This window comes from Cutibacterium avidum ATCC 25577, from assembly GCF_000227295.1.
Classification (GTDB): Bacteria; Actinomycetota; Actinomycetes; order Propionibacteriales; family Propionibacteriaceae; genus Cutibacterium; species Cutibacterium avidum.
Genome location: NZ_JH165054.1, coordinates 262687 through 271336 on the forward strand (window position 1 = coordinate 262687; position 8650 = coordinate 271336).

Below are 8650 nucleotides of genomic sequence, written 5' to 3' on the forward strand. Positions count from 1 at the left end.
TGAAGAGCCGGAAAAGCCCCGTTGGCCGGAAACACCATCGGCACCGACCGTTCTTTCTTGGCCAAGGACATGCCGGAGCTGGAGTCCTACGTGCACTACCGCAACGTTGACGTCTCCTCCATCAAGGAGCTGGCACGACGCTGGTACCCGCGCGCCTTCGGCCACACCCCGGAGAAGCAGGGCAACCACCGCGCTCTCGCCGACATCCAGGAGTCCATCGAGGAATTGATGTACTGGCGCGAGGCACTCATGGTTCCCTCCCCCGGCCCGGACGCGGACCGTTGCGACGAGATCGCGGCGAAGTACCAAGGTTTCCTCACCGGAGCGGGAAAGGACTGAACCGGACGACGGGGGGCGGGAATACCAAGTTGCATTCCCGCTCCGGAACCCGGTACTCTTCTCGGGTTGCCTGACGCAGGCACATGGTGGCTATAGCTCAGTCGGTAGAGCACCTGGTTGTGGTCCAGGGGGTCGCGGGTTCAAGTCCCGTTAGCCACCCCAGTTCTTTCCAAAAGGGAAGCCGACTCCCCTTGAACGCCGCCAGCGAAGGCGCGCTGCCAGGCCCCGCAGGAGCCAGCAGCCGCACTGCGTGCTCAACTGCCCCCCGCATGACGACCTGCCTGGCCGCGTCACCCATCTATTCGCCTCACCGCCGACGTCGTCACCGGCGCAAGGTGTCGAGCAGTTCGTCGATCTCGCCGAACCTCTCCACCGCCGGGCTGTCAATGACGCTTCCCCTGACGACAACCGTCTCAACTCCCTCAAGTGCCTTGAGATCGTCAAGAGGATTGGCTCCCAGCACCAACAGATCGGCCGACAGACCCGGCTCCACCGCACCCGTCACGGATTCCAGACCGAGCATCTTGGCGTTGACCCGGGTCACGGCTTCTAGGGCCCGCGCCGTGGACAACCCAGCGCGCGACACCACGAGGTCGAGCTCACGCCACATGGCGTAGTGGGGAGTAAAGGTCATCGAGGAATCCAAACCGGATCCGAGCACCACATCGCTCGTGATCGCATCGCGAATCCCCTGAACCATCGAGTCCAGCACGATCCGGGCATTCTCCTTGACGACCTCGCTGGCGCCGGTGATCTCCGTGTCGATCTCGACCAGCGGAGCAGCGGCCAACAGGGTCGCGTCGAAAGCCGACCAACCTCGCAGAGACTTGGGATTGTCGTGGAATAGTTCGACGATCTCGTCGGTCATGGCCGATCCATGCTCGATGGTGTCGACGCCCGCCTTGAGGGACCTCAGCACCCCTTCAGGGCTCTGGGCATGCGCAGCGACAAGCACGCCAGCTGAGTGAGCCTCCTCGCAGATCGCCGTCATTTCCTCGGTCGTCATCTGCGGACGCCCGGCCTCCCCGACGACCTTCGCATCGGTGACCCCGCCGGTCGCGGCAATCTTGATGGACGTAGCCCCCAGACGCAGGTTCTGACGCACCGCCTTGCGTCCCTCCCAGGGAGCATCGACAATCCGGGCGACGCCCAGCTCCGCGCCATGGCCTCCCGTGATGGCCAACAGTGGGCCTGACGCCATGATGCGAGGGCCGAGCCACTGTCCGGACTCGCTCTCACGGCCCAAAGCAACGGCCTCGTTGTCATACTCACCGAGGCCACGGAGGGTGGTCACACCCGAGTTGAGCTCGACGTCCGCAAATCCCCTCGCACGTTCGCGCAGCATGGGACTCCCCAACGGAGTTTTCCAGAACCCACGATCCCCCGCGCGAGCGCCGGGTTCGTCAACGCTTTGGGCAGAGGACGTCCGTCAGCCATGAGGTGAGCATGGGCATTGATGAGCCCCGGCATGACCCATTTGCCCGCGCAGTCAATAACGCTGAGCCGTCCTTGCTCGATCAGCGAGCTGCTGGGCGGGCCCGACGGCCTCGATCGAACCGTCTTCGCCAACGAGCACGGTGTGATCGGCCAGCACGGTTCCATCTCGGTCGCATGTCAGGACACTGGCCCCGGTCAGAGCTACGGTCGTGGTCATCGTCATCATCTCCTCGCAGAACGACGCTCACTCCAGCATTCCCCGGAATGCCGAAGATCGGACAGTAGTCGCACAATGTGAGATGACATGCTGTACTTGGCCCCTTCTCGCGTAACAATCCTCCCCATGAACCGCGAGAACAACGATGTGGCTGGAGACATGCAGCACCTGCGCCGCAGCCTGAGCAACCGCCACATTCAGCTGATCGCCATCGGTGGCGCCATCGGAACCGGCCTGTTCATGGGGTCCGGAAAGTCCATCAACACCTCGGGTCCGAGCATCGTGGTTGCCTATCTCGTGATCGGCACGATGCTCTTCTTCGTCATGAGGGCCATGGGCGAGCTGTTGCTGCACAACCTGCAGTGGAAGTCCTTCCAGGATTTCGCGGCTGATCTCCTGGGCCCTTGGGCGGGATTCTTCCTCGGCTGGTCGTACTGGTTGTGTTGGGTCGTCACGGGTATGGCTGACGTCATCGCCATCACCTCATATTGGGGTTACTGGACCCACGACCGAATGTGGGCCTTCATCCTCACCGCGGCCACCTTGCTTCTCCTGCTGGTCCTCAACCTGCTCACGGTGAAGCTCTTTGGTGAGCTTGAATTCTGGTTTGCGCTCATCAAGATTGTCGCGATCGGCATCCTCATCGTCGTGGCTGTGGTGCTCATCATCATGGGGTTCACCTCGCCGGGCGGATACAAGGCCTCGGTGTCGAACCTGTGGACCCATGGCGGATTCGCGCCGAAGGGCTGGAGCGGATTCTTCGGCGGCTTCCAGATTGCTGTTTTCGCCTACGTGGGCATCGAGTTGGTCGGTACTACCTCCGCGGAAACCCGTGATCCCCGCAAGACCATGCCCAAGGCCATCAATGCCGTCCCCGTGCGCGTCCTGGTGTTCTATGTGGTTGCCCTGCTCGCCATGATGTGTGTCATCCCGTGGAATCTCATCGAGAAGGACTCCTCGCCGTTCGTCCAGATGTTCGGACTCGTCGGTTTCACCGCGGCTGCCGGCATCATGAACTTCGTCGTTCTCACGTCTGCCGCATCCAGCGCCAACTCCGGGGTCTATTCGACCTCTCGGATGCTCTACGGACTGGCCCACAAGGGCATGGCGACGAGGGCCTTCGGCAAACTCACCCGCAATGGCGTCCCCGGTTGGGGCCTGGTGTGCACCGTCATCCTCATTGGTTCGGCCCTCATTCTTGCCGCGAAAGACACCGTGATGGGGGCCTTCACCCTGGTGACGACGGTCTCCGCCGTGCTGTTCATCTTCGTGTGGAGCATGATCCTCGTCAGCTACATCGTGCACGTGCGCCGTAACCCGCAGGCCCATGCCGAGTCGATCTACCCGATGCCTGGGGCCCATTTCATGCCGTGGGTTGTCCTGGCCTTCTTCGTCTTTGTCGTCGTCCTTCTGGCTGGGGCTGACGACACCCGCCAGGCTCTCCTTGCCACCCCCGTGTGGTTCATCGTGCTCGGCATCGCCTGGGTGATCGTGCGTCGTCGGTCCCACAGTGACGACTTGGAAGACGTCACCGACTGAGGGCCGCTATGTCCTCGGCCGTGCTGTGGTCGCTACAGTGAGAGTGGTTGCCGAGCGATCATTAAAGGGGTGAATTATGTCCGAGGAGGACGCCACCGGCGGGTCGACAGTACGTCAAATTGGCAGCCATTACATCCTCGACGAGGTGCTCGGCCAAGGCTCGATGGGAACGGTTTGGCGTGGGCATGATCTCAACGACGGGTCATCTCGAGCCATCAAGGTCCTCAAACCCGAACTGACGAATGACAAAGGCGCGACGAGGCGCTTCATCCAGGAGCGCGACATCCTGATGACCGTCGCCGACGACGCGGTCGTCCGGGTGACTGACATGGTCGTCGAGTCCTCCACCTTCGCCATCATCATGGAATTGGTTGACGGCCCCGACCTTGCGCACGTGCTGGAGTCCATGCCCGACCACCGCCTCGAGCCAGCCACGGCGGTCTGCCTGGGAATCGAAGTGTGCCAGGCCCTTACCGCGATTCACCGAGTCGGCATTCGTCACCTCGACATCAAACCGGCAAATATCCTCATCGAGGACCGAGAGGAGGTCCGTGGGGCACGAATCACAGATTTCGGCGTCTCGGAAATGGTCGCTTCAGGCAATCCGCACGAAATCGTCGGGACTCCCTACTATCAGGCTCCAGAAGTAGCTGCAGGACGAACGCCGTTGGCGGCAAGCGACCTCTATTCCTTCGGCGTCACCTTGTACCAATTGCTGGCCGGCCGCGTTCCGTTCCAGGCAGATTCAGCTGGAAATATTCTGCGTGACCAACCCCCGGACCACATTCCCGGGGTTGATCCACGACTGTGGAACACCATCATGACGTGTCTGGCGCCTGATCCGGCCGGACGCCCCGCCAGTGCGGAGTTACTGGCATCTGAGCTGCGCTCATGGCTCGACGGCGGACCGCCGGTCCAGCTCGTTGTACCTCGTCCGCTACCGCCTCCTCCAACGCCGCCAGCCCCGATTGCGCCGCCACGACCGGTTCCACCGTACTCGGCGCCCTCGGCGACGCGGCCTCCGTCAGCGGTGAGCATGGCAACCCCGGCTCCGTCCGCGCCAGCAGCACATGCGGCGACAAACCAGCGCGGCAGCGACGCTGGATGGTTCATCGCTCTGTTGGCTTTGCTTCTGTTGGTCGGAGCCGGAGCGTTCGTCTATCTCAAAGGGATGCCCGGATCTCATTCCGAGGCCACCGCTCAGCCAATTCATACCGCGACCCCGGCACCCAGCCAGACGCCTGAGGTCAGACCGATGCGAACAGTAACGGTCCATGCCACAGTGACGACCACCGCTGCACCGCCCCCGGCTCCCGCCCAGGTCGGTGTCCCCGCCCAGGTCAGCGTCCCCGCCCACGTCGACCTCCCCGCCGGGGCCTCCGAGTGTGGTCCGGGCACATGGGTCGCCAACACGCGTACGGATTGCTCCTTGGCTCTGAACCTCGCTCAGTTAGTGCCGCCGAATCATCCGTCGAACTTCTTTGTCAGTACGCGAAACCCGCAAACTGGGCGCTCTCACAAGTTCTTCTGCAATGTTGTCGGCGAATACCTCGACTGTAGTAACATCGATTTGGAGGTGTACCTCGTCATTCCGAGGTGACCTTCTTGGTCACTGTCAGCAATGGAAAAGCTGTGGAATACTGCGACCATGAGACGCCGAACAATCATCACAGCCGCTTTGAGCGCACCATTGGCTGGCTGCGTTTCAAAAGCCGAGCCCCCAGCCGAATCACCCTCGCCTGCACCCGTGACGTCGTCGTCTCCGTCTGACACGCCAACTCCCAGCCCGTCCTCAGCCACCCCCACCCCGAGCTCTACCTCGACGCCGACGGCGACGGAGAAGGTGACCCCAATCCCGATGGATCCACGGGCCGCCCATATCGTGGCGGATATGTCGCTCGAAGAGCGTGCTGGTCAGTGCATTCTCGTCGGGGTGGTTCCCTCAGATTCTCCGGAGTACATCGCCAACCTCATTGACTCCAAGTGCCTTGCCGGCATCTTCATCTTGGGTCATTGGACCAAGAGGTCGAAGCTCGAGGCCATGCTTGACGCCGTCAACAGTGTCAGCCCGCACGGCATCAAGCCCATCGTCGCGAGCGACCATGAGGGCGGCGAGGTTCAGAACATCCGGATTCCGGGAGTCGACCGGCTGCCGAGCCAGGAAGCTCTGGCCCGGATGTCCCCGGCCAAAGCTCAGTCGGTGGTGACGAGAGGTGCCCGCCAACTCGCCGACCTCGGCGTCCACATGATCTTCTCCCCCGTCGCTGACGTCATCGATCCTGAACTTGGCGTCAAGAACAAGCCGATCGCCAAGCACCATCGTGGGTTCGGCACCGATCCTCAGACGTGTGGCCGGTACGCGGCCTCCGTTATTGCGGGGCATCGCAAGGCCGGGATCATCCCGACGGCCAAGCATTTCCCCGGAATTGGGCGCATCATCGAGGACACGGATTTCAAAGCTGACGGAATTACCGACCACAAGACAATTCGCCATGACCCGTATCTCGAATCGTTCCGAATGGCATTCAATGCTGGGTCTGAAGCGGTCATGATCGCCTCCGCGACCTACTCGAAGATCGATCCAGGAACTCTCGCGTTGTTCTCGTCGAAGGTTATGACCGACATGCTTCGCGGCGACTTCGGATACCAGGGCCTCATCGTTTCAGATGACCTGGGTAGCTCAGTGTCGGTGTTCTCGGTCGACGGTGGACGCCGTGCAAGCAGATTCGTGTCTGCTGGCGGTGACCTGGCGATTACTGCCGATCCTGGCCTGGCAGGCCCCATGATTCAGGCGTTGACGTCGATGGCGGCGTCCTCGTCGGGCAAGAAGCGTCTCAGTGACGCTGCTCGCCATGTCATCAACGTCAAACTGGCGCATTCACTGACACGCTGAGAGGGAGAATGAATCGTGGCTGACGATGGATTCGACAAGGGGAACCACCCCGACGATTCGCACTCTGACGACAATGAGACAGAGCTGATCTCTGAGCAGTCCGATTCAGGCTCTGCTGAGGGGCAGAGTCATGAACCCACCCAGGAGCTGCCAGAGAACAACGACGCGACACAACAGATCTCTGCCGAGCCGGACGGTTCGCAAACCCCCTACGCCGATCAGCAGTATCCGCAGCAGGGTGACTTCCCGAACGGCCAGTACCCGCAGGACTGGAACCAGTATCCGCAGGGCGGTAACGCGCCAGAGTGGAATCCTCAGACAGGTCAGTATGACGGCTGGAATGCCCAGTACCCGCAGCAAGGTTGGGAACAGCAGCCCGGCCAGCAAGCCTGGGTGGGAGATCCTTCCCAGCAGGGATGGGACCCCAACCAGTACCCGCAGCAAGGTTGGGAACAGCAGCCCAGTCAGGAAAGCTGGGAAGGCCAACCCGCCCAACAGGCCACCGAGTACCTGCCTGACGGGTCCGCAGGACTGGCGGGTGCGACTGCCGCTGATCGCCCAGACGTTAATGAGTCGATAGGCGGCATCCCCTTCAGCGATGAGCCCCAGCCGAAACGTAAGAGCCAGTACTGGATCATTGCCGTCGCCGCAGTCCTCGTCGTGGCTCTGGGAGTTGGCCTCTTCTACTTCCTCAAGCCCAAGAATGATGATGCGACGAAGGCAGTCCCCGCGCCGGCCTCCAAGCCTGCCGCGTCAGCCTCCCACACCCCGACCCCAGAGGTGACGGTTACCTCGACGTCGACGGCGACCGCTTCATCGACAGCATCAACACCAGCCGCACCGAAGCCGAGCGTTCCGAACAATGCCTCGGTCACGCCGACGCCGGACCTCGTGCGACAGCTCTTCAACGCGCCCGACGCCCAGGTCCAGTGGGTCTCCTTGGCCGCCGACGGTCAGAACGCCGCTGTGGCGTATGCACCCAGCTTCAACATCAACGGCAAGTCGGCCGGCCCCAATGGCGGCCACCTCGTCATGAGGAAGAACGGAGGGCATTGGGAGCCTCTCCCCCAAGGCGGGGTCATCGCTGACGACAATGACTGCGATGCCATGCTCAAAGTGTTGGGAGACAAGGCTGCTGTCGCTGCCAGCCAGGTCATGAGCAGCAAGCAGTGCGATGCGGCAATCGTCTACGACATGGCGAAGAAGGGCTCAATCCGACTCGGCGATATGGCAGGTGTCGGACCTCTTAACCTAGACAAGTCCACCGCGGAACTCGCCGGTACGATCCATGTCATCCCGGACGGCGTCAGCGGAGTATGTACCCGCAACACCCCGGTGTATGCGCGTTACAACGGCTTCCTCGGCGGAGTATGGACGAGCGGAGACGATGTCGAGGCCTACCTGTTCGTTGGTGGTACTAACGCCAGCTCTAACGGTGCGCGGATCGGCATCACCGAGGCACAGCTGGGGTCCGACTACTCCAAGCTCAAGCTGACCGACGCCACCTCGGACTTCCATGGAATGGGATACGAGAAGGCCCTTGCGTTCTCCAGCGATGGCAAGGAAGTCGACTACCTATTCAACGGCGGCAGGGTCGTTGCCTACATGATCAGGAACTCCAGCTTCATCCCGACTACCTGCTGACGACCTCCTCCAAAACTGACGTGGCCCTTCTCAGAGAGAGGGGCCACGTTTTGTATCCTCACTTTCTCGTCGGGACATTCCTGCCCCAGACTCAGGACCTCAGCCGCCACCCATGCATTTGCGCCACTCTCGGCTTCTCCGCACCTCACGAGTGGGGCGATGTGCCGGTACGCGAGCGTGGTGAGGACGCGAGTCCAGGTCCCGGTTGCCAGGGGAAGGAAGCACTGCGGCCATTTTCCCCCGAGGATGCATGTTGCCTTCAAGGCCCATGTTCTTGAGTTCGACTTAGCGTTGCTACCGCCTCAGCCTAGAGACCCTGACCCCGTGTTTTGAAGGCAGAAAGCCCGCTTCTGGAGGAAACGGCATCAATTACGGGAGGCCATTTTTGAGGATGAACAATCGCCTGACGATGCTTCGAGTCGACGGTAACCCAGCGATCTCCCAACCGCGCTGAGGTCTAAGCCACCTATCTGACGTTTGGGGGCTGTCGTTGGTGTGGGTGGTTGTGGGTAGACGGCAAAGGGGCCGGGGGGATGCTTGGTGCCATCCCCGCCGACTGTCGGGTGTGCGGGTGTAAAAAA

Annotated in this window: 6 protein-coding genes, 1 tRNA gene and 1 pseudogene; 6 read left to right on the plus strand and 2 right to left on the minus strand. The window is 61.8% G+C overall.

Going from position 1 to position 8650, the window contains the following annotated elements; genetic code table 11:
* A pseudogene (orn, locus tag HMPREF9153_RS01155) lies at positions 1 to 339 on the plus strand (oligoribonuclease); the annotation flags it as partial.
* 86 nt (positions 340 to 425) lie between these two features.
* Positions 426 to 501, plus strand: a tRNA-His gene (locus tag HMPREF9153_RS01160).
* Between the two features lie 160 nt (positions 502 to 661).
* Here HMPREF9153_RS01160 and HMPREF9153_RS01165 read toward each other — a convergent pair.
* Both HMPREF9153_RS01165 and HMPREF9153_RS12530 read right to left on the minus strand, forming a co-directional pair.
* Positions 662 to 1684 (minus strand): amidohydrolase family protein, encoded by a 1023-nt coding sequence (locus HMPREF9153_RS01165; protein ID WP_004808805.1) that lies wholly within the window; start codon positions 1682 to 1684, stop codon positions 662 to 664.
* 144 nt (positions 1685 to 1828) lie between these two features.
* Entirely contained in the window at positions 1829 to 1993 is a 165-nt protein-coding gene (locus tag HMPREF9153_RS12530; protein ID WP_023031790.1) for a hypothetical protein, read from the minus strand.
* Between the two features lie 117 nt (positions 1994 to 2110).
* Between HMPREF9153_RS12530 and HMPREF9153_RS01170 the strand changes: the two genes are divergently transcribed.
* The 4 genes from HMPREF9153_RS01170 to HMPREF9153_RS01185 all read left to right on the plus strand — a co-directional run bounded on the left by HMPREF9153_RS01170 (position 2111) and on the right by HMPREF9153_RS01185 (position 8069).
* Positions 2111 to 3532 (plus strand): amino acid permease, encoded by a 1422-nt coding sequence (locus HMPREF9153_RS01170; protein WP_036979915.1) that lies wholly within the window; start codon positions 2111 to 2113, stop codon positions 3530 to 3532.
* A gap of 76 nt (positions 3533 to 3608) precedes the next feature.
* Positions 3609 to 5132 (plus strand): serine/threonine-protein kinase, encoded by a 1524-nt coding sequence (locus tag HMPREF9153_RS01175; RefSeq protein ID WP_004808808.1) that lies wholly within the window; start codon positions 3609 to 3611, stop codon positions 5130 to 5132.
* Positions 5133 to 5390: 258 nt separating this feature from the next.
* Positions 5391 to 6425, plus strand: coding sequence for a glycoside hydrolase family 3 N-terminal domain-containing protein (locus HMPREF9153_RS01180; protein WP_004808810.1), 1035 nt, complete (start codon positions 5391 to 5393; stop codon positions 6423 to 6425).
* A 15-nt stretch (positions 6426 to 6440) separates the two neighbouring features.
* Positions 6441 to 8069 carry a chromosomal replication initiator protein DnaA gene (locus tag HMPREF9153_RS01185; RefSeq protein WP_004808811.1) on the plus strand — a complete coding sequence of 543 codons (1629 nt, stop codon included), beginning with the start codon at positions 6441 to 6443 and terminating at the stop codon, positions 8067 to 8069.
* The last annotated feature ends 581 nt before the right edge of the window (positions 8070 to 8650 follow it).

Excerpts from the sequence above, each read along its gene's own strand:
- HMPREF9153_RS01165 (WP_004808805.1), bottom strand. The coding sequence starts at position 1,684 with ATGCTGCGCGAACGTGCGAGGGGATTTGCGGACGTCGAGCTCAACTCG.
- HMPREF9153_RS12530 (WP_023031790.1), bottom strand. The coding sequence starts at position 1,993 with ATGACCACGACCGTAGCTCTGACCGGGGCCAGTGTCCTGACATGCGAC.
- HMPREF9153_RS01175 (WP_004808808.1), top strand. The coding sequence starts at position 3,609 with ATGTCCGAGGAGGACGCCACCGGCGGGTCGACAGTACGTCAAATTGGC.
- HMPREF9153_RS01180 (WP_004808810.1), top strand. The coding sequence starts at position 5,391 with ATGGATCCACGGGCCGCCCATATCGTGGCGGATATGTCGCTCGAAGAG.